The sequence below is a fragment of the Curtobacterium sp. MCLR17_036 genome (assembly GCF_003234445.2).
Classification (GTDB): domain Bacteria; phylum Actinomycetota; class Actinomycetes; order Actinomycetales; family Microbacteriaceae; genus Curtobacterium.
This window is the reverse complement of record NZ_CP126269.1, coordinates 636,852-661,490: the sequence shown is the minus strand read 5'-3', so window position 1 is coordinate 661,490 and position 24,639 is coordinate 636,852. Positions and strand designations below refer to the sequence as shown.

Sequence of the window (24,639 nt, the reverse complement as noted above, 5' to 3'; positions counted from 1 at the left end):
ACCTCCGATTCCGCTACAACAGACCTGAACTCTGGCAGCGCGACCTTCGGAACGGCGTGTCTTGTAACGGCGCCATCCCGCTCGCCACCCTCGCCCGCACCACGGGCGTCGCCGAACGCACCCTGCAACGCTGGCTCGCCCGCTACCGAACCGGCGGATACCCGGCTCTCGCCGACGGCACCCGCACCGATCACGGCGCCCGACGGACGGCACCGGAACTGGTGCGCCTGATCGAGGGGCTCGCGCTCACCAAGCCACGACCCTCGATCGCCACGATTCACCGCCAGGTCGACAACCACTGCACCAAACGAGGTCTCTCCGCGCCGTCGTACTCCGTTGTGCGGTCGATCGTGAACGGGCTTGATCCCGGGATGATGACGCTCGCGCTCGAGGGGCCCGCGTCATATCGGGACAAGCACGAACTGTTGCTCCGACGTCGTGCGGATCGCCCCAACGCGATCTGGCAGGCGGACCACACGATGCTCGACCTGCTCATCGTCGGACCCGACGGCAAGCCGGAACGGCCGTGGTTGACGGTGATCCTCGACGACTACTCCCGTGCGGTCTGCGGGTACATGGTGTTCCTCGGCGCCCCATCCGCCGCGAACACCGCGCTCGCGCTCCGGCAAGCGATCTGGCACAAGCCGGAACCAGACTGGCCCGTCTGCGGGATCCCAGACGTGCTCTACACGGACCACGGGTCCGACTTCACCAGCCACCGAATCGGCGACACCGCCGCCGTGCTGCACCTCCGCATCATCCACTCGCAGGTTGCTCGACCACAGGGCCGCGGGAAGATCGAGCGGTTCTTCGGCACCATCAACACCGAGCTGCTCCCAACGCTCCCCGGCCACCTCGCGCCCGGATCCTCCGCGCCGACGCCGGCGCTAGATCTCGCCGGTGTCGACAGTGCCATGAACACGTTCATCCGCCGCTACAACGCCCGCACCCACCGCGAGCTCCGGAAGAGCCCACTGGAAGCGTGGATCGCAGACGGGTGGCTGCCACGACTGCCGGACTCCCTCGAGCAGCTCGATGGGTTCCTGCTCACCGTCCCAACCACGCGCGTCGTGCAACGAGACGGCATCCACTTCGAAGGGCTCCGCTACACCGCAACCACCCTCGCACCCTTCGTGGGCAGCACCGTCAGCGTCCGGTACGACCCCCGCGACGTCACCGAGATCCGCGTCTTCCACCGCGACGCGTTCCTCTGCACCGCCATCAGCACCCAGCACCAGACCGAGACGATCAGCCTCAAACAGATCCAAGCCGCCCGGAACGCGCAACGCAGAGCCCTGCGCGGGCAGATCCGCGAACGCATCGCGATCGTCCGCCCCACGCCCGATGATCACACCCCACCAGCACCCGCACCCGCACCGGATCAACGGCGACTGAAGACCTACGAGGAGGACCGGTCATGACGAGCCAGTTCATCATCACGAAGGAACACCGCCGGTTCGCGGAGTTCGCGGATGCCGTTCGGAAGCAGAACACCATCGGCGTCTGCTTCGGCCCCGCTGGCGTCGGTAAGACCCTTTCCGCACGCCGCTACGCCCACTGGGACAGCATCGGCCCATTCATCGCCAGATGGGCCGCACGCAGTGAAGACGACACCAAGATCTACGCCGCCGCACACCGTGCCCGCACGGTCTTCTACACGCCCGAGGTCTCCGCCACGATGCGAGCCCTGCAGGACGACCTCCGGCACGACATGCTCCGCACCGAACACTGCATCGAGGAACACCTCATCCTCCACGGCCGCCACTTCGACCACGCACACGGCCCCAACCCGTCCCTGCTCGAGCTGATCATCATCGACGAGTCCGAACGCCTCACCGGCAACGCCGTCGAGTGGCTCCGTGACCAGTACGACCGCACCGGCATCGCGATGATCCTCATCGGCATGCCCGGCATCGAGAAGCAGTTCAGCCACTACCCGCAGCTCTACAGCCGCCTTGGATTCGCCCACCAGTACCGTCCGCTCGGCCACGACGAGCTGCTCTTCGTCCTCGAACGTCAATGGCGCAAGCTCGGCAAGACGCTCGACCCCGACGACTTCACCGACGCCCAAGCCATCGCCGCCGTCGAACGCATCACCCGAGGCAACTTCCGACTCCTCGAACGCCTACTCCCACAGATCCAACGCGTCCTGAAGATCAACGAGCTCGACGTCATCACCAACGACGTCGTCGAAGCCGCCCGCAGCACCCTCGTCATCGGCACCACCTAACCCGACACCGACCGCAGCGAAAACGACGACACAGAGCGAGGCTGCTCACACATCTGAGACAGACAGAACTGCGTCAAGGACAGGCTCTGACCACTCGTCCGTTGAAGGACCGGCTATCGAGACGATGGTTCGTGCTTCGGGAGCATTGAGTGGGCCCACCGCGTTTAGGCGACCTCGGCAGCTATCGGAGAGCGCAAGCACGGTGGCAGTGCGCAGGTTGACGGCCGCATCGGCGGGGATGAGCGATTCTCGACACTTCGCTAGAGTGTGCATGGGGACGGCCGCCGTGGCCGGAGGCAGGAAGCTGCACACCCCGCGAGCGATGGAGCAGGCCGATGGTGGACTTCGGAGCAATGCTGGCGAGCGGGGCGGATGACGCTCCTATCGAGCCGCGGGAACTGCATAGTCAGTTGACCAAAGCGCCAGGCTACGGGTACCTCCGCGACGTTCAGGGGCAGGTGTTATCGAAGTGGCACGAGCGCCGCGACGATCGCGATATCATCATCAAAGTCAATACCGGCGGCGGCAAGACTATCGATGGCCTCATCATTCTTCAGAGCTACCTGAACGCCAACGCCGGCCCCGCGCTCTTCGTAGCCCCCAGTGACTACCTCGTGACGCAGGTCATCGCAGAGGCAGAGAAAATCGGCATCGCCGTCACAACAAACGTCGACGGCGCGTCCTACCTCAACAGCGAAGCCATCGGCATCATCAACGCACACAAACTCGTCAACGGTCGGACGGTATTTTCAGACCGTCGGCCCACGCGACCCCGCGTCCCCATCGGAGCGGTGGTCATCGACGACGTGCACGCTGCCATCGCCACGACACGAGAAAAGCTGTCGCTGACCGTGCCTCGCAGCAACGCTGCATTCATGCCGCTTCTGGAGCTGTTCGTGGAGGATTTGAAGACGCAGTCCTCGGACTCGTACCTCGACGTGCGCGACGACCGGCGAGGCGCTCCAGTGCGCGTGCCGTTCTGGGCGTGGCGGTCAAAAGTCGAGCAGGTACGAGAGCTCCTCCGCCTACAAACAGGCGAGAAACAGGACCTGTTCTACGACTGGCCGGCAGTTGCCGAAGTCTTGCCCCTGTGCCGTGCCGCCTTCGCAAACCATGAATTGACGATCACGCCGCACTGCCCGCCCATCGACCACGTGACGTCGTTCATGGAAGCGAAGCACCGCGTGTTCCTCACAGCGACGCTCGCCGACGACAGCGTCCTCGTCACCGACTTCGGCGCCGCTCCAGCCAGCGTTCAATCACCGATCACCCCACTGACCGCTGGTGATATCGGAGAGCGAATGATCCTCGCCCCACAAGAGATCAATCCTGCACTCTCCGCGGAGGAGATCCGCTCCCAGATTGTCGATCTCAGCAAAATGGTCAACACCGTAGTCCTCGTGCCCAGCACCCCATGGGCAGAGAAGTGGAAAGCCCACGCAGCAATAGTCGCGACGAAGGACGATATCGAAGATGCCGTGAAGAAGCTCCGCGGCAGGAAGCACATCGGGCTGGTCGTGCTGGTCAATCGGTATGACGGGATCGACCTCCCCGACGATGCTTGTCGCGTGCTGGTACTCGACGGGTTACCCGAGGCGTTTAGCCCCGAAGACCGCATCAGCTCTACCCTCACGCGCTCCAGTTCAGGAATTGACGACCGCCAGGTGCAACGCATCGAGCAGGGCATGGGCCGCGGCGTGCGTAGCAACGAGGACCACTGCGTGGTGTTCCTCCTCGGGCCCCGACTCGCACAACTGACCGTGGACCCACGCACCGTGACGCGTTTCAGTCCTGCGACCCAGCAACAGCTCAAGCTCTCCAGGCAGGTCGCCTCGAACATGGATAACCTCCCGATGAGTGGCATCATCAAAACGGTCAAACAAGCGCTATCACGGGACAAGAGCTGGGTCGAACTCGCACTCAGGACACTACGCAACATCGCACCTGCGCCCGGCCACGTCTCCGATGCTGCGGTGGCAGAGCGTGAGGCCTACGCACTGGCCCAAAACGGCAACCTCGTCGCCGCGCGCGACCGCATCGGCAGCGCCGCCGAGGCGGAACAGGATGAGGCGTCCGCAGGCAGGCTCCTGGAGCTGCAAGCGACCTACGCCGATATGACCAACCCTGAACTTGGCCAGCAGATCCTCACGCAAGCTCGCGCCCTGAATACCAATGTCACCAAGCCCCTGGCCGGACTGACATTCGTCGCTCTAGAGGCTCACTCTCCGCAAGCAGCGACATGCGCGCGCCGTCTCGGGCAGAAGTACTCGACCGCCGCAGGACTTCGCCTCGACGTAGAGTCCATCATCGAGGACCTCGTCTTCGATGAATACCGCACAGACCAGACCGAAGAGGCGTTGCGACGCTGCGGCGAATTCATCGGGCTCGGGTCTCAGCGCCCCGAGCACGATACGAACACCGGTCCTGACAATCTCTGGGCACTTGGTGATAACGAGTTCTGGGTCATCGAAGCGAAAACAGGAGCTAAAAGCGCCGCGATCGCGAAACGCGACATGGGACAGCTCGCGACCTCCATGCTGTGGTTCGGCAAGCGTTACGACCCCGCCGCACGGCCAGTGCCGATCATGGTGCATCGCGCTGTCGCTGCCTACTCGGATGCAACTCCAGTAACAGGGATGCGCATCATCACGGGAAGGGGCTTAGGTGAACTCGCGGCGGCACTGCGCGCTTTCGCGACCGCGCTGGCCGAAGGCGTCTGGACAGACCCGCAAGCGGTCGCCAAGTTGCTCGAAGGGCACGGGCTTTCCGCCAGCAAACTGGTCGACTTCACGACACCACAGCGTGGTGTCAAGAATTGACCGCGCTGTCGCTGCAGGGGCCGTTCACTCTGCCTCAGCCGACCGTCCCACCCCGGGCGCTTGCCGACGCAGGGATCCTGCACCGTGAGAAGCGCGGGATCTGGGCTGCGCGCGTCCGGTAGCCGATCGGCTAGTGAGACGGTCCGCCGCCTGTCGTGCGACTGCTCAGAACGCCCTCGACGATCCAGCACACCAGGCCGATCACGATCAGCGCACTACCGATCCAGATCGGGGTGGGGCGGCCACACTCCCGTGGGCTTCTAGGCAGATCAGCGGCTGCCATTTCCGCCGCCGGCCGACAGCACTCGCCGAGCCGCGGAAGCCTTGGCGGCAGACAAACAAGGAGCGGAACAGACAGTTTGAGGCACTTCGAGACACTTTCGCTCCCCTCTTCACAACAACAACAACCCTGCCTTCTGCCGCAAGCCGACGAACCGCGAGAACATCCCGTGGAACGCCATCGCGATGGTGTGGGTTGGGCCGACAGATCGCTCTGCCCGCAGCCGATTCGGGTAGCCGCTCCCCCGCTGGCGGCAGGTTGCAAGCCTCGCCGTCGCTCACGACGAGCCCGGTGCTGACACGTTGAGGCGAACGAGTAGTGGGGCTGCGGTCGACGGCGCAGCTAGCGGGTCTCCGCGCTGCGCGGGGTCCGCTTCCGTCCGGTGGTCGTCCCTGCCGGGCGGTTCCGCCACTGGCCTTCCTCTGACTTCTTCTTTGACCGCGGTGCCGAGCGGTGAGATGTGAGGGCGCAGTTGGGGCAGCCGGTCGCGTATTTGGAGGTGTGGTTGTCTGGGCGGACTGAGAATGCTCCGTGTTCGCTACAGTTCACGGTCACGTCGGTTCGCGCGTCCAAGTACACGACATCGGTGTAGTCGTACCGGTCGCCGTGCGTGGCCAGAGCCTTCGCAACGAATCGCTCGCGACGAATCTCCGCCTGAGCGTTGAACCCTTTGCAGTCTCGGCAACCCTGGCCACGCTGTGGGCCCCAGGGCGTTTCGCGGACTCGGCGGTGCTCGCGCGGGGTCTGCTCGAAGGGCCCATGGTCGGGGCAGATGATGGTGACCTTGGTGTCGCCGTTGACGTAGCCGAGCGGAACGTGCGCGTAGTCGTATCGGCCGTCGTGCAGCTTCGTCGCGAAGTCGATGAACTCGGCGGCTCGTTCTTCACGGGTAGCGGTGCGGTAGTCCAAGGGGTCCTCCAGGAGTCGTTGTCCTGGAGCTATGCCGGCACGCCCGAACCAGCTGGGGAAGTTGGCTAGGAGCGGTCCTTGAGGGCCGTGTCGGTCTACTTCTCGGCGTTCCTCACGTCAGGGTCCGGCCGTCGGGCATAGCCGTGGCATGCCTTCGCTCCCTGCCGCCGTTCGAGCGGCGCTCCGCTCACCTCGTTCTACCGAGCACCGCGTCGTGCCGCACCAGGAGACCGTCACGTCTGCGACTGCCCTGGGGCGGCCGATGGGCGCCGCCTTCGGTCGTCCGTTCCCACGTCGAGGTCTCGTCGAGCACTGCTCGCACGTCCAATGTTGGGAACCCGAGCCGCTCATCCTCGGGGACTCAACGCTCGGGGCCCGAAGCTCGAACGCAGACAAGGGGACGCTTGTCCCGCAGCTTCGCCCAGAACCCCTCCACGCGATGCGGAAGTACCGGAACCAGTCGGTTCCCGCCGACCGGTGGGCCAACATCGAGCCGTTCGTACTGGACGCTGTCGCGCTCGTCGCACCCGCGTGTGCCTACCTTGCTGAGCGGCTGATGGTCGCGGTAACGCCGTACGTTGACTGGGTCGTTCACGTCAACGGGATGCAGAAGGTCGCGAACGTGTTCCACCCGGTGCTAATCCGCCGGTACATCTCCCGCGACGACCTAAACCTCAAGGACAAGACGCTCCGCGACTACCGCTCCTTCCTGCTCCGGATCTCGGAGGTCGTCCTCCCCGAAGAGGGTCCGATCGAGTTTGCGCCGTTGAACGGGCAGTCTGTCACTGCCCCGTACACCGACCTCGAAATGAACCTGCTCGAGACCTGGGCGCTTGGGCAGTCGACGGCACTGCGACGTCGAGGTGCTGGCGCAGTCCTCGCCCTGGGAGCAGGTGCTGGGCTTGACCCGTGGGAGATGCAGCAACTGCGGCGGAGCGACGTGCGCGTTGACCGTGACGGAGCGCTCGTCGACGTCCAGGGCGGAAGGCTGAGGTCGGTACCTGTGCTCGAACGATGGGAACAGCTCCTCATCGACTCCCTCGCGGACGTGCCGGACGACGCATGGGTGCTTGGCGGGGAGGACAGAAAGGCGACCTACAACTTCGTCACGCCGTTCATCAACCACACCGACTTCGGCAACGAGCCGAAGCCAGTCCCCACGCGAATGCGCGCTACGTGGATCACTACGCAGCTCGCTGGCGGCACGCACGTCGGGGAGCTCATGGCTGCCGGCGGACTGCGCAAGCCGGAGCACTTGGTCACGTCTCTGCGGCACATTCCGACGATGGACGCTTCCGAGCATCGTCGACGGATCCTCGCTGAGGCTCGCGAAGTTCGGTAACGCCGTCAGAGGACCCGGAACCGTGCTGCCCGGAGCTGCTGTTCGCGTTCGGGCAGCAGGCGGCCGCGGGCGTGCTGGGCGCGTTGCTGGGCGACCCACCGTCCGATCGTCACCTCGGCAGGGTCGGTCGCGCGACGACGCGGCGGTCGCTGATGATTGACCCAGAACTGCTGGTGCGCGGCGAGCATCGCGGACCACTGAGCGTCCCGGGGGTTCCATGCGAAGCCCGGCACCGCTTCAAGTCGTCGAACCTGGTACGAGCAGTAGCCGCCCGCAGCGCCGATCTGCCGGAAGTACGTAAGGGTGTCAACGAGGGTCTGTTCGGCGGTCGCAGGGCGGGGACGGGTCGAGTCGGCGCGGGGCATCCGTCCGTGCTTGTCGACGAAGTCGTCGAGGTCGTGCACTCGGTCGGTCCAGCGTCGTACGAAGGATTCAACCTCGACGGAGTCATCGGTGTCGGCGAGGTAGAACGCGACGCCGCGCCGTTGGTCGAGGGTGAGCGTCAGGGCTGGCTGCGTTGCGTGGTCGGAGTACTCGGCGTGGAGCGCTGCGAGCGCCGTGGTCGGGGTGGGCATGTGGTCCTCTCCGAGGCCGGCGGTCGGCCTCGGAGGGGGTATGCGCGGAACGGGCGTGATCTTGGAGGACGCGCGGGTCGCGGACGAGCGGGGTCCGCAAACAGGACCAATCCGGACGCGAAGATCACTACGTTTTCTGAGTCCCCGAAGCAGAGAGCCGCCCGGATCGCATGCACATCGCGAGCGTCACGCGTACGACGCCGACGTCACCGTCGTATGCGCGGGCAAGCGGCGACACGCCCGGCAGGGCGCGTCCGTTCGCATCGGCGGCGGTACCCACTGATCCGCGCAGTCATGGGGATCGGCAGGCAGCGAGATCAGAATCTGGAGCGCTTTCCCACAGCTCATCTCACTGCGTCTGCATAGGGCGGGCATGTATCGCCAGATCCTCCGCTCGTTGCGTCAGTACATTGCCGCGATGCTCCGTGCCGTCCTGTCGTTCCTCAGGCGCGGAGGAACACCGGTGAAGTACGTCCCGACGTTCGCGGAGGACAGGTGGAGCGTTGTCCGGGCCTTCGTTGTCAGCGCAGTGGCTGACGCGGCAGTGTCCATTGCTCAGCCCGCCGACCGGCTCATCGTTGTCGCGGCACCGTTCGTCGACTGGGTCATCAACGTCAGCGGATACCCGGCGAAGACCGCCGTCGTCTTCCACCCCGTCATCATCCGGCGCTACATCACCCGGACCGACGTCACCTGGTCGGACACCACGCGTCGCACGTACCGGTCCGCTCTGATGCGCATGTCCGAGGTCCTCGTCGGCGAGGTGCCGCTGGAGTTCGCGCCGACGGCTCCGCAGAACACCGCAGCACCGTACGACGACCTCGACCTGCACCTCCTTGAGAGCTGGGCGACGGGCCAGTCGACCGCGGCACGACGGCGCAGCGCCGGCGTCGTCCTCGCGCTCTGCGCTGGAGCGGGGCTCAAAGCGAACGAGCTCCTCCAGGTCCGCCGCCGCGACATCGTCGCTGACGCCGAGGGTGTCCTCGTCACCGTCTCGGCGGGAGCCCGGACCGTTCCGCTCCTGGCCCGATTTGAGACGCTCCTGCTCAACTCCATTGCCGAGGTCGAGCCGGAGCACTGGGTATTCGGGTCGCCGAAGCGGGTCAAGCACGGCATCAGTACGCTCACCACGTTCCTCTACGACACCGACCGCGGCAACGAACCAGGTCCCGTCACCACCCGCATGCGGAACACCTGGCTCATCACCCACCTCATCGCCCGCACCGACATGCGCGCTCTCATGACCGCCGCCGGCGTCACGAAGTTCGAACACCTCGACCAACTCGTCGCCCATGTCCCGGCACTGGACACCGACTCCTACCGCAGCCAGCTCCGCGCGGAGGTGGCACGATGACCGCGCCGCTTCCCAAGCACCACGACTACGAAGATGCTGAGCGATTCATGCTCGAAGCCTTCGGTGTGCCTATGGGGAAGTACATGCGCGTCGGCGAAGTGGTTCCACTCGAACTCGCTGTCCACGAGGCGGTTCTCCTGTTCAGCCGCGCACCGATTGAAGAACGAGTGCTGGAGTGGCGGCGTGAGGAACGTCGCTCGAATCGAGGACGTCGCGCACTCTTCTCAGAAGCAAGCCTTCTGAAGTTGATGTTCGTGACGATGCGAGCTCGACGAAGCGTCAGCATCAAGAAGATGACCGAAGTCGCGATGTCCTTGACCGTTCGGCAACGCGAAGCCGTTGGCATCCTTCATTTCTCTCCGCACCAGGCTACGCAGTACCGCCGCCTCTGGGAGGCGATCCAGCGCCTGCGAACCCTCACTGACCGACACCCCGGCAAGCGGGGCGAGCGAACGCTGAAGAAGGACTACGACCTCCTCGTCGCGAGTCGAGAGCGTAAGCAGATGGCCAAACGGCACGCGCGAATGCTCGAGCTCACGAACCTCCTCATTGACGGCTCGGTCAACTTCCTGCCGAGGGACGTCCGCCGACGGTTCAAGGGCGCTGTCGCCATCGACGCCACCTTTGCGGAGGTCTCCGGCAGCCAGAAGGGTGACAAGACAATCGGCCCGAACGATACGGTTTCGGTGAACTTCGACTGCGGGTGGTACACGCGCGATGGCGATCACGACGGGTCCGGAGTCAAGAAGAGCAAGCGCAAGTTCGGCTGGGAGGTCGAGTTCGCGGTCATGACTCGCGACCCTGCTGAAAGCGACTTCACATACCCGCTCCTGTTCCTCGCGACCAGCGGGCACAAGCCGGGCAAGACTCGCGGACACGGGCTGCATCTCTACAACTCGATGCGCTCGCGCGGAATCGACGTCAAGACACTCATCGGCGACCGCGCGTACTTCCCTGGCGCCCGAGTTCAGGACCTCCAAGGGCCGCTCGCGAAAGCTGGCGTCAAGGTCGTTATGGACTACAAGACGACCGAACTCGGCATCCAGGCGTCCTACAACAGCAAAGACGGCCGTCACAAGCTCATCATGGTGGGCGGCAACTGGTACATGGCATGCATGCCCTCAACCCTCGTCTTCCTCGAACAAACTCACCAGGCACGACTTGCCGCCATTGAAGAGTTACCGAAAGAAGCGCAAAGCGCCGCTCGCGCTGAGGCCGAGGCACTCGCGACGAAGCGTCGGAACTCGCGCAGCAAGTACCATCTGAAGCCGCGCAGCAACTTCGACCAGACGGGCGCCCGGCAGTACACCTATCCCACGTTCAAGAGCGATGAGGTCGAGTTCGATCCCGAATCCGGCGAAGTCGTGGAACTCAAAGTGCCTGGGAAGACCGTCAAGGTCCCGGGCAACCTCAGCAATCGCCCGGGTGTGTTGAATCAGCGCCACCTGAAGTACCACCAGGAGTTCGAGTACGGTTCCGACGAGCAGCGTGCCTGGTTCGGCCAGCGCAACAATGTCGAGAACGGCAACTCGCGCCTCAAAGACGCCGATCGCGAAGCCCTCGGAGTGGCTATGAAGCGTCGCGTCCGCGGACCCTGGTTTGTCGAGCTCGCTGCCGCATTCGCAGCTGCAAGCGCAAACCTCGCTCGCATCATCGAGTGGCTGAAGGAGCGACTGAGCCTCGCGCCCATCAACCGCATGAACAACACCAGCCCCGCCCTGTTCGAGGCCGGCCTGAGCACCCTGACCCTCGACGAGCACGACTCTCGAAACGGCTTCAACGCAATCGCGCAGCTACCAGAGTTCCAACTACTGGACTGACGAGCCCGCGCCTCCAAACTTCATAGACCCTGAACTCCCCCTCGCCACGTCCGGCAGGGGGTATTCGTCGTTCCTCGAAGCGAACGCAGACCAAGGCACGCGTCGCGGTACGCTCCCCAGCGGTCGTCGGGACAGGACGAGCGACCCTGGGAGCGGAGCTGAGCGCGGTTTTCCACCTCGGCCTGCTGTCACGCCCGAATATTCCGACTGAGATCGCCGAAAACTCCGAACACCCCTCGGCTCCGCCTCCAGGATTCGAACCCGGACCTAACGGCACCAAAGGCCGTCGTGCTGCCATTACACCAAGGCGGAACGCACCCGGAGGTGCCCGACCATCCTCCCACGACTGCCGAGGCTGGCCGTCCGCAGCGACGTCGGCCAAGATGGAGGGATGCCACCAGAGGACGAGGTCGACCGCATCGTCACGGCGTGGGGCCGCGAGCGCGGTGACCTCGACTTCGCCCCGTTGCAGGTGCTCTCGCGGGTCGACCGGCTGGCCCGGCACCTCGACCGCGCGCGGCGGGCGGCCTTCGACGCGAGCGGCATGGAGCCGTGGGAGTTCGACGTGCTGTCGGCGCTGCGGCGGGCCGGTGAGCCGTACGAGCTGAGCCCGAAGACGCTCCTGCAGCAGACGCTGGTGTCGAGCGGCACGATGACGAACCGGGTCGACCGGCTGACCTCGCGGGGGCTCGTCGCCCGCCGCACCGACCCGCGCGACGGCCGCGGCATCCTCGTGTCGCTGACGGCGGCCGGGCGGACGGCCGTCGACGCCGCCATCGCCGACCTGCTCGGGGCCGAGCGGGACATCCTGGCGGGGGTCTCCGACGACGAGCAGGACCAGCTCGCCGCGCTGCTCCGGCGGCTCATCCTCGGCCTCGGCGACTGAGCCGGACGCTCGGCGGCACCGGACCGGCTTCACCCGCACGGCCGAAGGCGGCTGCCGTGCTTCGGTCGCCGGGTCGATGTGTGCCGTGGTGCTCCGGCGGCACGATGATCCCGTGTCCAGACTCCGTGCCCTCGTCCGTCGCCGCCGGTACACCCTCGCGCTCGTGGTGGTGCTCGTCCTGCTCGCGGCGGGCATCGCCGCGGCGACCTCGGCGATCGGCGCGCAGCGGCAGACGGCGGCGGCCGAGGAACGCTGCACCGCCGACGGCCTCGCCGCTCGCTGGCACCACGGCGAGCTGTTCCTCGACGCACGCTCCGCCCGCACCGGCGCGACGGTCCTGACGCGCCGAGGTGACGTGCCGACGCAGACGGGCAGCACGATGAAGGTCGTCACCGCGGCCGCCACGGTGTCCGCCCTCGGACCGGACCACCGGTTCACCACGACGGTGGTCGCCGGCACGACGCCCGGCGCGGTCGTCCTGGTCGGCGGCGGGGACCCGACGTTGAGTCGGCTGCCCTCGGGTCAGGACAGCGTCTACCCGCACGCGCCGCACCTCGACGACCTGGCCGAGCAGGTGCTGGCCGCCCGCGGCGGGCAGCCGGTCACCTCGGTGCAGGTGGACACCGACCTGTTCGACGGACCAGCGTGGCACCCGAGCTGGCCGGAGAGCGCCCGCACGAGCGGCAGTGTCTCGAACATCACGTCGCTCATGGTCGACGGCGACCGCGACGACCCGACCGAGTCGTACTCGATGCGGAGCGCCGGAGCGGTCGCCCGCGCGGCGACGGCGTTCGCGGCGCTCCTCGGCCCGGGTGTCAGCGTCGACACGACCTCGGTGGCGGTGCCGGCGGGTGCGCAGGTCATCGGGTCGGTGCACTCGGCGACGGTCGCGGAGCTCGTCGGCATGCTCCTCACCGACTCGGACGACACCCTCGCCGAGATGCTCGCCCGACACGTCGCGATCGCCGAGGGCGCGGGGCGGTCCTTCGACGCCGTCCAGGCCGGCAGCACGAAGGCACTCGTCCGCTACGGGGTCCCGACCGCGGGGCTCCGCCTGGTGGACGGCTCGGGCCTCAGCCCGGACAACCGCGTGCCGGCCTCGGCGCTCACCACACTCATGCGCGCCGTCGCCGCGAACCGGGACGGCCTCGCGCCGGTCGACGCGGGGCTCGCCGTCGCCGGCCGGACGGGCACGCTCGGCGAGGACGGCCGGTTCACGGGAGCGGCCGCCGACGCCCGCGGCCACGTGCGCGGCAAGACCGGCACGCTCGACGACATGTACGGGCTCACCGGCGTGACGGACGAGGTCGCCGGGGACCGCATCGTCTTCACGGTCTTCGCCGAGGGGACGAGCGACCCGGACGCACGCAAGGAGATCGATACCCTCGCGGCGGCGTTGTGGCGCTGCGGCGGACACGCCCCGGCGGCGCGCTGACCCGCAGCGGCGGCGTCAGCAGCTGCGCACGACCGAAGTGATCCCGAACCACGCGAACGCGCGGCGCGGACGCAGTTCGGTTCCGCGGAACGCGCCGGCACCGGCACAGGCACGCGCCGCCCGCACCGACGCGCACGAGCGTGCACCGCCGCGCACCGGTACCGGCACCGGCACCGGCACCGGCGCCGCCCGCACCGGCACCGGCGCCGCGCCGCCGCGCGCCCTCGCAGGCTCAGACCCCGAGCAGCTCCGCGACCTCGAGCCAACGCTCCTCGAGCTGCTCGACCTCGGCCTCGAGCGCGCCGAGCTTCGTCTGCAGCTCACCGAGCCCGGCGTAGTCCGACTGGTCGTGCGTCGCGAACTGGTCGAGCAGCTTCTTGCGGTCCGCGCCGACCTTCGCGATCTTGCGGTCGAGCGCCGACATCTCCTTCTCGGCCGTCCGACGGTCTGCACCCGACAAGCCGGAGGCCGCCGCAGCCGACGCGCCGGAACCGGCCGCGGCTGCGGACCCGGCCACGGCACCGGCCGAGCCGGTCCCGCCGACGGTGTCGGGCCTCCCGGCGGACGCGGCGGCAGCCGCCGAGGCGGTCCCGCCACCGGTGCCGGCCTCGCGCAGCCGCATGTACTCGTCGACGCCGCCGGGCAGGTGGCGCAGGTGCCCGCCGAGCACGGCGTACTGCTGGTCGGTGACCCGCTCGAGCAGGTACCGGTCGTGGCTGACGACGAGCAGGGTGCCGGGCCAGGTGTCGAGCAGGTCCTCCATGGCGGCGAGCATGTCGGTGTCGAGGTCGTTGGTGGGCTCGTCGAGGATGAGCACGTTCGGCTCGTCGAGCAGGATGAGCATGAGCTGCAGGCGCCGCTTCTGCCCACCGGACAGGTCCTTCACCGGGGTGGAGAGCTGCTCCGAGGTGAAGCCGAGCCGCTCGAGCAGCTGCGACGGCGTCATCTCCTTGCCGTCGGCGACGTAGCTCGTCTTCTTGCGGGCCACGACCTCGCGCACGCGGTCGTCGGCGAACTGCTGCAGGTCGGCGAGCTGCTGGTCGAGCACCGCGACCTGGACGGTCTTGCCGGTCTTCACCCGCCCGCTCGTCGGCTGCAGCCGACCCGAGACGAGGTTGAGCAGCGTCGACTTGCCGGCGCCGTTCGGGCCGAGGATGCCGGTCCGCTCCCCCGGGGCGATGCGCCACTCGATGCGGTCGAGGATCTGCGTGCCGTCGAACGAGACGCTGACGTCGAGCAGGTCGACGACGTCCTTGCCGAGGCGCGCGGTCGCCGTCCGGGACAGCGCGACCGCGTCGCGGATGGGCGGGACGTCGTCGATCAGGGCGTTCGCCGCGTCGATGCGGAACTTCGGCTTGCTCGTGCGGGCCGGGGCGCCGCGGCGGAGCCACGCGAGCTCCTTGCGGGCCAGGTTCTGGCGGCGCTGCTCGATCGTGGCGGCCTGCCGGTCACGCTCGACGCGCTGCAGGATGTACGCGGCGTAGCCGCCTTCGAAGGGGTCGACGACACCGTCGTGGACCTCCCACGTGTCGGTCGACACGGCATCGAGGAACCACCGGTCGTGCGTCACGACGACCATGCCGCCCTGGTTCGACGACCAGCGGCGGTTGATGTGCCCGGCGAGCCACTCGATGCCCTCGACGTCCAGGTGGTTGGTCGGCTCGTCCAGGAACAGGACGTCCCAGTCGCCGACGAGCAGCCGCGCGAGTGCCACACGGCGACGCTGCCCACCGGACAGGTCGTCGACGCTGACGTCCCACGGGATGTCCGAGACCAGCCCGCCGATGATGTCGCGGATCTTCGGGTCACCGGCCCACTCGTGCTCCTCGAGGTCGCCGACGACGGTGCTGCCGACGGTCGCGCCCTCGGGCAGGATGTCGCGCTGGTCCAGGTAGCCGATCGTCAGGCCGCGGCGGTGCGTGACCCGGCCGTCGTCCGGCTCGAGGCGCTGGGCCAGCAGCGCGAGGAGCGTCGACTTGCCGTCGCCGTTCCGACCGACCACGCCGATCCGGTCACCCTCGTCGATGCCGAGGGTGACGCTGTCGAAGACGACCTTGGTGGGGAACTCGAGATGCAGGTTCTCGGCGCCGAGGAGATGAGCCACCCCTCAAGGGTAGGCGGCGTGGCGGGGTGGTCGGTCCGGTGCTGCGTCCGGCGCCGTCGGGCGGCGTCCGGCGGCGCGCTGCGGCGTGCTGCGGGTCTGCCGGGAGGCCCGGGTCAGCGCACCGGGACGGGCTCGGCTCCGGCAGGGGGCTCGGTCTCCTGCAGGAACGCGCGCCACTGCGCACGAGTGTGCAGTGTCGCGACGAGCACCACCACGAGGAACCCCGTGCCGATGGCGAACACCCCGGTGACGACCGACCACTCGGTGGACACCACCCGCGCCAGGGTGATCGCGCAGACTCCCCCGACGAGGAACGCCGTGGACGCCGTCGTCCGGAGCTTCCCGGCGGCGACGGCTCGCACCTCGGCCGCGCGGTGCGGTGGGCACGGCACCCGTCCCAGCGCCATCCGCCCGATCCACTGCTGCTCGCGGCGAGGGACACCGGCCAGCGGGATCGCGCGTGCGCCGACCGACCGGTTCCGGACCAGGAACACGACCACACCGACGATCATGCACAGCAGCCCCACGAGGTTGCCGACCAGCCCGACCGCGCCGGGCCAGCCCGCACGGGACTCGCCCTGCAGCAGGGCGTCGAGACCGCCCCCGGACGCCGACGAAGATGCTCCGACGAGCAGCCCGGCACCCGCACCGATGACGACCGCGGCGACGAGGGAGACGACGAGGACCCGGGTCAGCCGGCGCCGGGCCGTCTCGACCGTGGGGTGCGGCCGACCCGCGACGGTGTCGGCCACCAGGTCCCAGGACTCCTCGGAGACGGGCGGGGTCTGCGGCGCAGCGCTCGACACCGGTCAGTTCACAGCGGGAGCGTCGCCTTCGCCGGCGGCCTCCTTCGCCCGCTTGAGACGGGCCTGGGCCTCCCAGTACTCGATCTCGCGCTCGAGTTCCGCGAGCTCCTGCTCGGTGCCGCTCACCCGCTTGTCGCCGTGCGCGTTCCGGGCGTCGCCGAGCGTGGCGTAGCGGTCTTCGTGCCGCGCGGGCTCGAGGTACCGGCCGTGGTTGCGTTCCCCCGGAGCCCAGTCGTGCCCGATTGCGAACCAGACGATGCTGCCGACGACCGGCACCAGAATGACGAGGATCACCCACGCGATCTTCGGCAGGCCCCGGATCTGGTCGTCGTTCTTCGTCAGGATGTCGATCAGGGCGAAGACCAGCAGGACGACGGTGATGCCGGGCAGCAGGACGCTCATGTTCGTGAGTCTAGAGAGCCGCGGAGGATGCGCGCCACGCCCTCGTCGGGGGGCGGGGTGCGGGCGTTGCGGGGTGCGGGCGTTGCGGGCGGAGACGTGCGGGGTGGTTGGGGTCGGACAGGTGGGCGCATCTCGTGAGCAGAAGATGTCGAGTGCGCGGACACGAGGCGACATCTTCTGCTCACCAAGCGAGCCGCGCGGCCGCACCGTCACGCACCACCACGGGCTAGTGCGGGGGCGGGCGCCGGGCGCGCATCTCGTGAGCAGAAATTGTCGAGTCCCCGGCCACCAGGCGACACCTTCTGCTCACCAAGCGAACCGCGCGGCCGCACCGCCACGTGCCGACCACGTCCCGAAGACGCGCTGATGCCGGGGCCGAGGGTGGGCGCGGACATCGAGTGAGCAGAAGACGTCGAGTCCCCGCGCACCAGGCGACATCTTCTGCTCACCAAGCGAACCGCGCGGCCGCACCACCACGTGCTGGAGCGAGAGCGGGGGCGGGGCGGGGGCGACGGTGGGCGCAGACATCGAGTGAGCCCCGCGCGCACCCCGTCAGAGCGCCGCCACCCACTCGTCGGTGCCGTCGGTGAAGCGCTGGTGCTTCCAGATCGGCACCCGCTCCTTGACGAGGTCGACCAGCTCCCCGCACGCCGCGAACGCCTGGGCCCGGTGCGACGACGCCACCGCTGCGGCGAGCGCGACGTCGCCGATGCCGAGCGCGCCGACGCGGTGCAGCACCGCGACCCGGACGTCGGGGTGTGCGTCCGCGATGGTGCGGGCCACCTCGGCGATGACCTCGCCGGCGCTCGGGTGCCGTTCGTAGTCGAGGGCGGTGACGCCCTTGCCGCCGTCGTGGTCGCGCACGACGCCCGCGAACGTGACGACGGCACCGTCGTGCTCGGTCGCGGCGACGGCCGCGACCTCGTCGACACTGATCGCCCGGTCGACGACGTCGGCGAGCACGACGCGGTCGACAGGTGCGTCCGGGGCGGCGCTCACGACGCGCTCCGCGGCGCGTGCCCTGCACCGTGCACCTGCGCGAGCGCGTGCTCGTGGACGCCGTCGAGCACCGCGAGCCCGTCGGCGACCCCGCCGCGCGACCCGGGCAGCGTCACGACCAGCGCGCCACCGCTGCTGATGCCGGCGACCCCGCGGGTGAGCAGCGCCGTCGGGCCGGCGCCGTCGAGTCCCCGACGACGGATCTCCTCGATGATGCCGGGCAGCTCGAGGTCGAGCAGCGGCGCGACGGCCTCGGGTGTCCGGTCGGTCGGCGTGACCCCGGTGCCCCCGGTCGTGACGACGATGCGGGCACCGGCGTCGAGCGCCGCGGAGACGGTCTCGGCGATGCCACCCCCGTCCGGCACGATGACGGGTTCGTCGACGGTGAAGGAGCGCTCGCGCAGCCAGGCCACGATGACCGGACCGGTGCGGTCGAGTGCGGGGTCGGCGGCGGCCTGTGTGGAGACCACCACGACGGCGGCGCGGCCGCGGGTCGGTTCGCCGGTCATCGGTTGCTCCAGTCCCCGGAGCGCCCGCCGTGCTTCTCGAGCACCCGGACGTCCGTGATCGTCGCGGCGCGGTCGACGGCCTTCACCATGTCGTACACGGTCAGGGCGGCGACGCTCGCGCCCGTGAGCGCCTCCATCTCGACGCCGGTGCGCGAGGTGGTGCGGACGGCGACCTCGATGCGCACGCGGTCGTCGGCCCCGGTGATGTCGACCTGCACCCCGGCGATCGGCAGCGGGTGGCAGAGCGGGACCAGGTCCGAGGTCTTCTTGACGGCCATGATCGCGGCGATGCGGGCGGTGCCGATCACCTCGCCCTTGGGCAGGGAGCCGTCGAGGATGCGTGCGACGACGTCGGGACGGGTGACCAGGGTCGCGGTCGCGGTGGCGGAGCGGTCGGTGACGTCCTTCGCGGAGACGTCCACCATGTGGGCGGACCCGTCGGCACGCACGTGGGAGAGTTCGGTCGGGTCGGTCGTCATCGGAGGCTCCAGACGGTCAGTTCGTCGCCCGGTTCGACGGCGTCGACCCCCACCGGGACGTGGACGAGGTGGGTGGCGGCGGCGTGGTGCGCGAGCAGGTGCGAGCCCGGCCCGCCGACGAGGTGCACGAGCCCGTCGGCGACCCGACCGCGGCGCACCTGGTGCTTGCCGGGCGGCGACGCGGCGGCAGCGGCGGCGGGCAGGCGCTGGGCGGGCCGCTCGGCCGGCAGTCCGACGAGCGGCGCGAGCAACGGGCGCAGGAAGACCTCGAACGAGACGAGCGCGGACACCGGGTTGCCCGGGAACGACACCACCGGGACCGGCCGCCCGGCGAGCACGACGGTGCCGGACGCCTGCGGCCCGCCCGGCTGCATCGCGACCGGGGTGACGGCGAGCCCGCGGGGCTCGAGCGCCTGGCGGACGACCTCGTAGGCGCCGGCGCTGATGCCCCCGGTCGTGAGCACGAGGTCGGCCCAGCTGCCCACCGCGGCGTCGAGCGCCCCGACGAAGGACGGCACGTCGTCGGGCACGCGGACGGCGCGGGACGCGGCACCGACCTCGGCGAGCGCCGCCCGGAGCGCGGTGCCGTTCGCGTCGCCGATCGTCGCCGCGTCGACGTCGGCGCCCTGCAGCTCGGAGCCGGTCGACACGACGAGCACCCGCAGCGGCCGTCGGACCGACACGGTCGGCACCCCGGCCGAGGCGAGCGCGCCGAGCAGCGCCGGTGTGACCACCGCACCGGCCGGAGCGAGCTCGGCGCCGGTCGCCAGGTCGCTGCCGGTCGTCCGGACGAAGGTGCCGGCGGTCAGGTCGCCCGGCACGGTCACCTGCGGCAGGGCGAGTGCCGCGGGGAACGCTCCGGGCCCGGTGGCCTCGACCGGGAACACCGCGTCGGCGCCGGTCGGGATCCGCGCCCCGGTCATGATCGGCGCGGCCGTGCCGGGCGCGAGCGGCTCGGGCACCACGCCGGCCGGGATCGGCTCGACGACCCGGACGGTGTCACCGGCGTCGGCGACACGCACCGCGAAGCCGTCCATCTGGCTGTTGTCGAACGGTGGCAGCGGCACGGGCGACACGACGGGTGCCGCGAGCACACGCCACCCGGCACCTGCGCTGCTGCCGGCGGCGAGCTCGTCGACCGCGCACTGCTCCGCTCCGAGTCCCGCCAGGACCGGCGCGAGCAACGCCGCCAGGTCGTCACGGTGCTGACCGATCGTTCGCACGGGTGCCTCCGAACAGGGGTGGGGTCGCCGCCACCCGGTTCGCCCGGGGTCGGCTTCAGTAGCGTATCCAGCGCGCGGACCGCGCAGACGACCATCCGGAGGACCTGTGGAGAACGACGAAGCCGTGACGATCGGTGTGATCGGGGGCTCCGGCCTCTACCAGCTGTTCGAGGAGGGGAGCGCCGACGAGGTGGACGTGCCGACGCCGTTCGGCCCGACGTCGAGCCCGATCAGCATCGGCACGATGTCCGGTCGCCGTGTGGCGTTCCTCACCCGGCACGGGCGGCAGCACTCGGTCGCCCCGCACCGCATCAACCACCGCGCGAACGTGTGGGCGCTCCGGTCGCTCGGGGTCCGGGCGATCGTGTCGTCGAGCGCGGTCGGCGGCCTGCACCCGGACTACGCACCCGGCACCTTCGTCGTGACCGACCAGCTCATCGACCGGACCTGGGGTCGTGCGGACACCTTCTTCGAGGACGACGTCCAGCACCTGTCGTTCGCCGACCCGTTCGACCCGACCCTGCGCCGTGCGGCCGTCGAGGCGATCGCCGCGCTCGACGTGCCCTTCCGCCCGACGGGCACGTGCGTCGTCATCCAGGGCCCCCGCTTCTCGACGCGCGCCGAGTCGGTCTGGCTCCGCGAGGCCGGCGGCCACACCATCAACATGACGATGACGCCGGAGGTACCGCTGTCCGCCGAGCTCGGCATCGGCACGGTCAACCTGTCGTTCGTGACCGACGCCGACGCCGGGCTCGCCCCGAGCGAGGACGAGGCGGCCGCGAGCACGGCGGAGCCGGTCACCCACGCGATGGTGATGGAGCGGCTGGCCCGCGCCAACGAGGTCATCGTCCGCGCCATCGGCTCGATCGTCGCCGCGATCCCGGCGGACTTCTCCCCGCGCGAGCTCGTCCCGGCCAGCGCGAGCGAGCGCATCGCCAACGCGACCCCGGCCAGCGCGAGCGAGCGCATCGCCAACGCGACCGCGGCCGGCGCGAGCGAGCGCATCGCCAAAGCGACCGCGGCCCCCGCAGCGAGCACGACCGGCACCGGGACCCCGGCAGCCACCGGCACCGAGACCCCGGGAGCCACCGCGTGAGCCGCCTGCTCGTCACCGGTGGTGCCGGCTTCATCGGGTCCGCCATCGTCCGTCGCGCGCGCGCCGAGGGCCACGAGGTCCGCGTGCTCGACTCGCTGCGGGCCGACGTGCACGGCGCCCCGGAGGAGGTCGTGCTCGCCCACCAGCAGCAGGGCATCGAGTTCGTGCACGGCGACGTCCGCGACCGGGTCGCGCTCGACGCCGCGCTCGAGGGCGTCGACGTCGTCTGCCACCAGGCGGCCAAGGTCGGCCTCGGCGTCGACTTCCAGGACGCGCCCGACTACGTCTCGTCGAACGACGCCGGCACCGCCCACGTCCTGGCGGGCATGGACCGGCACGACATCGGGCGGCTCGTCGTCGCGAGCTCGATGGTCGTCTACGGCGAGGGCGCGTACACGACCGCCTCGGGCGAGCCGATCCGTCCGCCGGCGCGGCGCCGCGAGGACCTGGACGCCGGACGCTTCGACCCGATCGGGCCGGACGGGCAGCCGCTCGTGCCCGGGCTCATCGACGAGGCCGCGGCGCTGGACCCCCGCAACGTGTACGCCCAGACGAAGGTCGCCCAGGAGCACCTGGCGTCGAGCTGGGCCCGTGCGACGGGTGGCCGGGCGATCGCGCTCCGGTACCACAACGTCTACGGTCCCGGGATGCCGGCGAACACCCCCTACGCCGGTGTCGCGTCGCTGTTCCGCTCAGCCCTGGCGCGTGGCGAGGCCCCTCGGGTCTTCGAGGACGGCGCCCAGCGCCGCGACTTCGTGCACGTCGACGACGTCGCCGGGGCGAACGCCGCCTCGATCGCGGCGACCGCCGACCTGCCGGCCGACTCGTTCCGCGCCTACAACGTCGGCTCGGGCACCGTGCACACGATCGGCGACATGGCCGCGGCGATCGCCGGCCCGGACGGCCCCCAGCCGGTCGTCACGGGCGAGTACCGCCTGGGCGACGTCCGCCACGTCACCGCGTCGTCGGACCGCATCGCCGCCGAGCTCGGGTGGCGGGCCGCCGTCGACTTCGAGCAGGGCATGCGCGACTTCGCGACCGCCCCGCTCCGGAGCGCGGTGCAGTAGACCACGCAGGAGCGGTCGGTCGCCGAGCGACGGCCCGACCGCTCCTGGTCGCGCGGACGCCCCCAGTCCAGGGGCGGGCGCGCCCGGGAAGTGCGCGGAACGTCCATCAATTGGTCGACACACGTACTCCTGACGGCTTCGTCGTGTTGTGTCGGGTGCATGACACAACAGACCCGTCGACCCGGTGGACCGCACCGAATGCCCGGTATGCGTGTCGATGTGATCCTGCCCTGCCTCGACGAGGCGGATGCCCTGCCGAAGGTCATCGGGCGCCTGCCGAGCGGGTACCGGGCAATCGTCGTCGACAACGGCTCCACCGACGGGTCCGCCGACGTCGCACGCGCACTCGGCGCGACCGTGGTCACCGAGCCCCGCAAGGGCTTCGGCTCCGCCTGCGCCGCGGGCGTCGCCGCCGCCACCGCCGACTACGTCGCGTTCTGCGACGCCGACGCGTCGATGGACCCGGCCGAGCTCCCCCCGCTCGTCGACCGGGTCGCCAGCGGCCGCGTCGACCTGGCCCTGGGCCGCCGCGTCCCGACGGGCAAGGGCGCGTGGGCACCGCACGCACGCTTCGCGAACCGCGTGCTCGCCGTCCTCATGCACCGCGCGACCGGGTACCGGCTGCGCGACCTCGGACCGATGCGCGTCATGCGCCGCGAGGACCTCGTCACGCTCGACCTGCAGGACCGCCGCAGCGGCTACCCGCTCGAGATGGTGCTCGCCGCGCACGCCGCCGGCTGGCGCGTCGACGAGTCCGACATCGGGTACGCCCAGCGCATCGGCGACAGCAAGGTGACGGGGACGCTGCGCGGCACCGTCAACGCCGTCCGCGACATGTCCCGACTGCTGCGCGCCTACCGCCGGGAGGCCCGGGGTCGCGTCGTCGCGCCCGCGGCGGCCCGCCCCGTGGCCGGCTCCACCGCCGTCGAGGAGGTCCGCTCGTGAGCACGGGGATCACCGTGGCCGTGGTCGCGAAGGAGTGCCTGCCCGGCAAGGTGAAGACCCGGCTGACGCCGGCGCTCACCCCGGAGGGCGCCGCCCGTGTCGCCGCCGCGAGCCTCGCCGACACCCTGGCCACCGTGCGCGCCCTGCCCGCGGCCCGTCGGCTGCTGTTCTTCGACGGCCAGGTACTGCCGGACGGTGCCGAGGGCTTCGACGTCCTGCACCAGCCCGGCGGCGGCCTCGACGAGCGCCTCGGCTTCCTCTTCGACACGGTCGACGGCCCGACGCTGCTGGTCGGCATGGACACGCCGCAGGTGACCGTCGCCGACCTCGCACCGGTCTTCGACGAACCGGGCCGCGACGCCTGGTTCGGCCCCGCCGAGGACGGCGGCTTCTGGTCGCTGTACCTGCGCGACCCCTCCGGCGACCTGCTCCGCGGCGTCCCGATGTCGCAGGACGACACCGGGGCCGTGCAGCGCGCACGGCTGGTCGAGGCCGGCCTCGACACCGGTGACCTCGGCGAGCTGCTCGACGTCGACACCATCCCGGACGCCGAGCGCGTCGCCGCCCTCGTGCCGGGCTCCGGCTTCGCCGAGGCACTCCGAGCCGAGACCGTTGGGAGCTCCCGATGACCATGCACGCACCCGTCACGTTCGGCGCCGGCGGCGGCGAGCCCTACGCCCGCGCCCTGCGCACCGACGGTCGCCTCCGCCTGACCGACCCGGACCGCCCCGGCGAGGTGACGACGCTCGACGTCGGCCGGTGGAGCGCCGCCGCCGACCAGGTGGACCGCTCGCTGCTCGAGAACGTCGACGGCGCGGTCATCGACATCGGCTGCGGTCCGGGCCGGATGCTCGTCGCCGCCGCCCAGCTCGGCCTCCCCTCGCTCGGCGTGGACGTGTCGGCCGAGGCCGTCGCCATCGCCCGACGCTCCGGCGGCACCGCGCTGCAGGGCTCGGTCTTCGACCCGGTGCCCGACGAGGGCCACTGGGACACGGCACTGGTCATCGACGGCAACATCGGCATCGGCGGCGACCCCGCGGCGCTCCTCGGCCGCTGTCGCTCGATCGTCCGCGAGGGCGGCCGTGTGGTCGTCGAGACGAACCCGGACCCGCTCGCCGACCGTGTCTACACGGCCCGCGTGATGGACGCCGACGGCCACGAGAGCGCCGGCTTCCCCTGGGCCGAGGTCGGGCTCGACGCGCTGCACCGGCACGCGGCCGCTGCCGGCCTGGTGGCCCGCCAGAGCTGGACGGTCGAGGGCCGCAGCTTCTGCGAGCTCGTGGCCTGAGCCGTCCTTTTCTTGCATCATGCAAGAGAAGGACGTAGGGTGGTGGCACCAGCCGACGGCGACAGGGCCGC

The 24,639-nt window shown here is 69.8% G+C and carries 22 protein-coding genes, 1 tRNA gene and 1 pseudogene; 13 read left to right on the top strand and 11 right to left on the bottom strand.

The features are described 5' to 3' along the window. Positions 1 to 56 precede the first annotated feature (56 nt). The 3 genes from DEI99_RS03105 (at position 57) to DEI99_RS03095 (ending at position 5,049) form a co-directional block, all read left to right on the top strand. Positions 57 to 1,421: a TnsB C-terminal domain-containing protein gene (locus tag DEI99_RS03105; RefSeq protein ID WP_145954456.1), complete on the top strand. Its 1,365-nt coding sequence runs from the start codon at positions 57 to 59 to the stop codon at positions 1,419 to 1,421. Then, positions 1,418 to 2,230, top strand: coding sequence for an AAA family ATPase (locus DEI99_RS03100; protein WP_079238208.1), 813 nt, complete (start codon positions 1,418 to 1,420; stop codon positions 2,228 to 2,230). The genes DEI99_RS03105 and DEI99_RS03100 overlap by 4 nt, the downstream gene beginning before the upstream one ends. 335 nt (positions 2,231 to 2,565) lie before the next feature. Continuing rightward, positions 2,566 to 5,049, top strand: a complete 2,484-nt coding sequence (locus tag DEI99_RS03095) for a DEAD/DEAH box helicase family protein (protein WP_111042541.1) — start codon at positions 2,566 to 2,568, stop codon at positions 5,047 to 5,049. A gap of 622 nt (positions 5,050 to 5,671) precedes the next feature. On the opposite strand, the gene DEI99_RS03090 is transcribed toward DEI99_RS03095, so the two are convergent. Continuing rightward, positions 5,672 to 6,238, bottom strand: coding sequence for a DUF723 domain-containing protein (locus DEI99_RS03090; protein ID WP_145954455.1), 567 nt, complete (start codon positions 6,236 to 6,238; stop codon positions 5,672 to 5,674). Positions 6,239 to 6,677: 439 nt separating this feature from the next. On the opposite strand from DEI99_RS03090, the gene DEI99_RS03085 reads away from it, so the two are divergent. Continuing rightward, positions 6,678 to 7,580: a hypothetical protein gene (locus DEI99_RS03085; protein ID WP_111042540.1), complete on the top strand. Its 903-nt coding sequence runs from the start codon at positions 6,678 to 6,680 to the stop codon at positions 7,578 to 7,580. 5 nt (positions 7,581 to 7,585) lie between these two features. On the opposite strand, the gene DEI99_RS03080 is transcribed toward DEI99_RS03085, so the two are convergent. Then, complete coding sequence (locus DEI99_RS03080; protein WP_079238205.1) at positions 7,586 to 8,155, bottom strand: helicase associated domain-containing protein; 570 nt, start codon at positions 8,153 to 8,155, stop codon at positions 7,586 to 7,588. 529 nt (positions 8,156 to 8,684) lie between these two features. Between DEI99_RS03080 and DEI99_RS03075 the strand changes: the two genes are divergently transcribed. Together DEI99_RS03075 and DEI99_RS03070 are read left to right on the top strand one after the other, a co-directional pair. Continuing rightward, on the top strand, positions 8,685 to 9,509 hold the full coding sequence (locus DEI99_RS03075) for a site-specific integrase (protein WP_146247163.1): 825 nt from the start codon (positions 8,685 to 8,687) through the stop codon (positions 9,507 to 9,509). Then, on the top strand, positions 9,506 to 11,329 hold the full coding sequence (locus DEI99_RS03070) for a hypothetical protein (RefSeq protein ID WP_145954453.1): 1,824 nt from the start codon (positions 9,506 to 9,508) through the stop codon (positions 11,327 to 11,329). The genes DEI99_RS03075 and DEI99_RS03070 overlap by 4 nt, the downstream gene beginning before the upstream one ends. A gap of 240 nt (positions 11,330 to 11,569) precedes the next feature. On the opposite strand, the gene DEI99_RS03065 is transcribed toward DEI99_RS03070, so the two are convergent. After that, a tRNA-Gln gene (locus DEI99_RS03065) sits at positions 11,570 to 11,641 on the bottom strand. 79 nt (positions 11,642 to 11,720) lie between these two features. On the opposite strand from DEI99_RS03065, the gene DEI99_RS03060 reads away from it, so the two are divergent. Both DEI99_RS03060 and DEI99_RS03055 read left to right on the top strand, forming a co-directional pair. After that, entirely contained in the window at positions 11,721 to 12,215 is a 495-nt protein-coding gene (locus DEI99_RS03060; RefSeq protein WP_111042538.1) for a MarR family winged helix-turn-helix transcriptional regulator, read from the top strand. Between the two features lie 112 nt (positions 12,216 to 12,327). After that, entirely contained in the window at positions 12,328 to 13,650 is a 1,323-nt protein-coding gene (locus DEI99_RS03055) for a D-alanyl-D-alanine carboxypeptidase/D-alanyl-D-alanine-endopeptidase (RefSeq protein ID WP_258369523.1), read from the top strand. 232 nt (positions 13,651 to 13,882) lie between these two features. On the opposite strand, the gene DEI99_RS03050 is transcribed toward DEI99_RS03055, so the two are convergent. From DEI99_RS03050 to DEI99_RS03020, 8 genes and pseudogenes are all read right to left on the bottom strand, one after another. Then, entirely contained in the window at positions 13,883 to 15,262 is a 1,380-nt protein-coding gene (locus DEI99_RS03050) for an ABC-F family ATP-binding cassette domain-containing protein (protein WP_502867032.1), read from the bottom strand. Positions 15,263 to 15,285: 23 nt separating this feature from the next. Further along, positions 15,286 to 15,652, bottom strand: a pseudogene (locus DEI99_RS17235) (ATP-binding cassette domain-containing protein); the annotation flags it as partial. A 215-nt stretch (positions 15,653 to 15,867) separates the two neighbouring features. Next, entirely contained in the window at positions 15,868 to 16,560 is a 693-nt protein-coding gene (locus tag DEI99_RS03045) for a hypothetical protein (protein WP_111042535.1), read from the bottom strand. A 3-nt stretch (positions 16,561 to 16,563) separates the two neighbouring features. After that, a complete protein-coding gene (locus DEI99_RS03040; protein WP_111042534.1) occupies positions 16,564 to 16,962 on the bottom strand; it encodes a PLDc N-terminal domain-containing protein in 399 nt (132 codons plus the stop codon). Between the two features lie 552 nt (positions 16,963 to 17,514). Beyond that, positions 17,515 to 17,961: a molybdenum cofactor biosynthesis protein MoaE gene (locus tag DEI99_RS03035; RefSeq protein WP_111041904.1), complete on the bottom strand. Its 447-nt coding sequence runs from the start codon at positions 17,959 to 17,961 to the stop codon at positions 17,515 to 17,517. Continuing rightward, positions 17,958 to 18,470 (bottom strand): MogA/MoaB family molybdenum cofactor biosynthesis protein, encoded by a 513-nt coding sequence (locus tag DEI99_RS03030; RefSeq protein ID WP_111041903.1) that lies wholly within the window; start codon positions 18,468 to 18,470, stop codon positions 17,958 to 17,960. Before DEI99_RS03030 ends, DEI99_RS03035 begins: the two co-directional genes overlap by 4 nt. After that, a complete protein-coding gene (moaC, locus tag DEI99_RS03025) occupies positions 18,467 to 18,949 on the bottom strand; it encodes a cyclic pyranopterin monophosphate synthase MoaC (RefSeq protein WP_071253664.1) in 483 nt (160 codons plus the stop codon). The genes DEI99_RS03030 and moaC overlap by 4 nt, the downstream gene beginning before the upstream one ends. Continuing rightward, positions 18,946 to 20,172 (bottom strand): molybdopterin molybdotransferase MoeA, encoded by a 1,227-nt coding sequence (locus tag DEI99_RS03020; protein WP_181434450.1) that lies wholly within the window; start codon positions 20,170 to 20,172, stop codon positions 18,946 to 18,948. Before DEI99_RS03020 ends, moaC begins: the two co-directional genes overlap by 4 nt. A gap of 106 nt (positions 20,173 to 20,278) precedes the next feature. On the opposite strand from DEI99_RS03020, the gene DEI99_RS03015 reads away from it, so the two are divergent. From DEI99_RS03015 to DEI99_RS02995, 5 genes are all read left to right on the top strand, one after another. Continuing rightward, complete coding sequence (locus tag DEI99_RS03015) at positions 20,279 to 21,268, top strand: MTAP family purine nucleoside phosphorylase (protein WP_258369419.1); 990 nt, start codon at positions 20,279 to 20,281, stop codon at positions 21,266 to 21,268. Further along, positions 21,265 to 22,335: an NAD-dependent epimerase/dehydratase family protein gene (locus tag DEI99_RS03010; RefSeq protein WP_111041902.1), complete on the top strand. Its 1,071-nt coding sequence runs from the start codon at positions 21,265 to 21,267 to the stop codon at positions 22,333 to 22,335. The genes DEI99_RS03015 and DEI99_RS03010 overlap by 4 nt, the downstream gene beginning before the upstream one ends. 198 nt (positions 22,336 to 22,533) lie before the next feature. Then, a complete protein-coding gene (locus DEI99_RS03005) occupies positions 22,534 to 23,280 on the top strand; it encodes a glycosyltransferase family 2 protein (RefSeq protein WP_111041901.1) in 747 nt (248 codons plus the stop codon). After that, complete coding sequence (locus DEI99_RS03000) at positions 23,277 to 23,909, top strand: TIGR04282 family arsenosugar biosynthesis glycosyltransferase (RefSeq protein ID WP_111041900.1); 633 nt, start codon at positions 23,277 to 23,279, stop codon at positions 23,907 to 23,909. Before DEI99_RS03005 ends, DEI99_RS03000 begins: the two co-directional genes overlap by 4 nt. Beyond that, a complete protein-coding gene (locus tag DEI99_RS02995) occupies positions 23,906 to 24,568 on the top strand; it encodes a class I SAM-dependent methyltransferase (RefSeq protein WP_111041899.1) in 663 nt (220 codons plus the stop codon). Before DEI99_RS03000 ends, DEI99_RS02995 begins: the two co-directional genes overlap by 4 nt. The last annotated feature ends 71 nt before the right edge of the window (positions 24,569 to 24,639 follow it).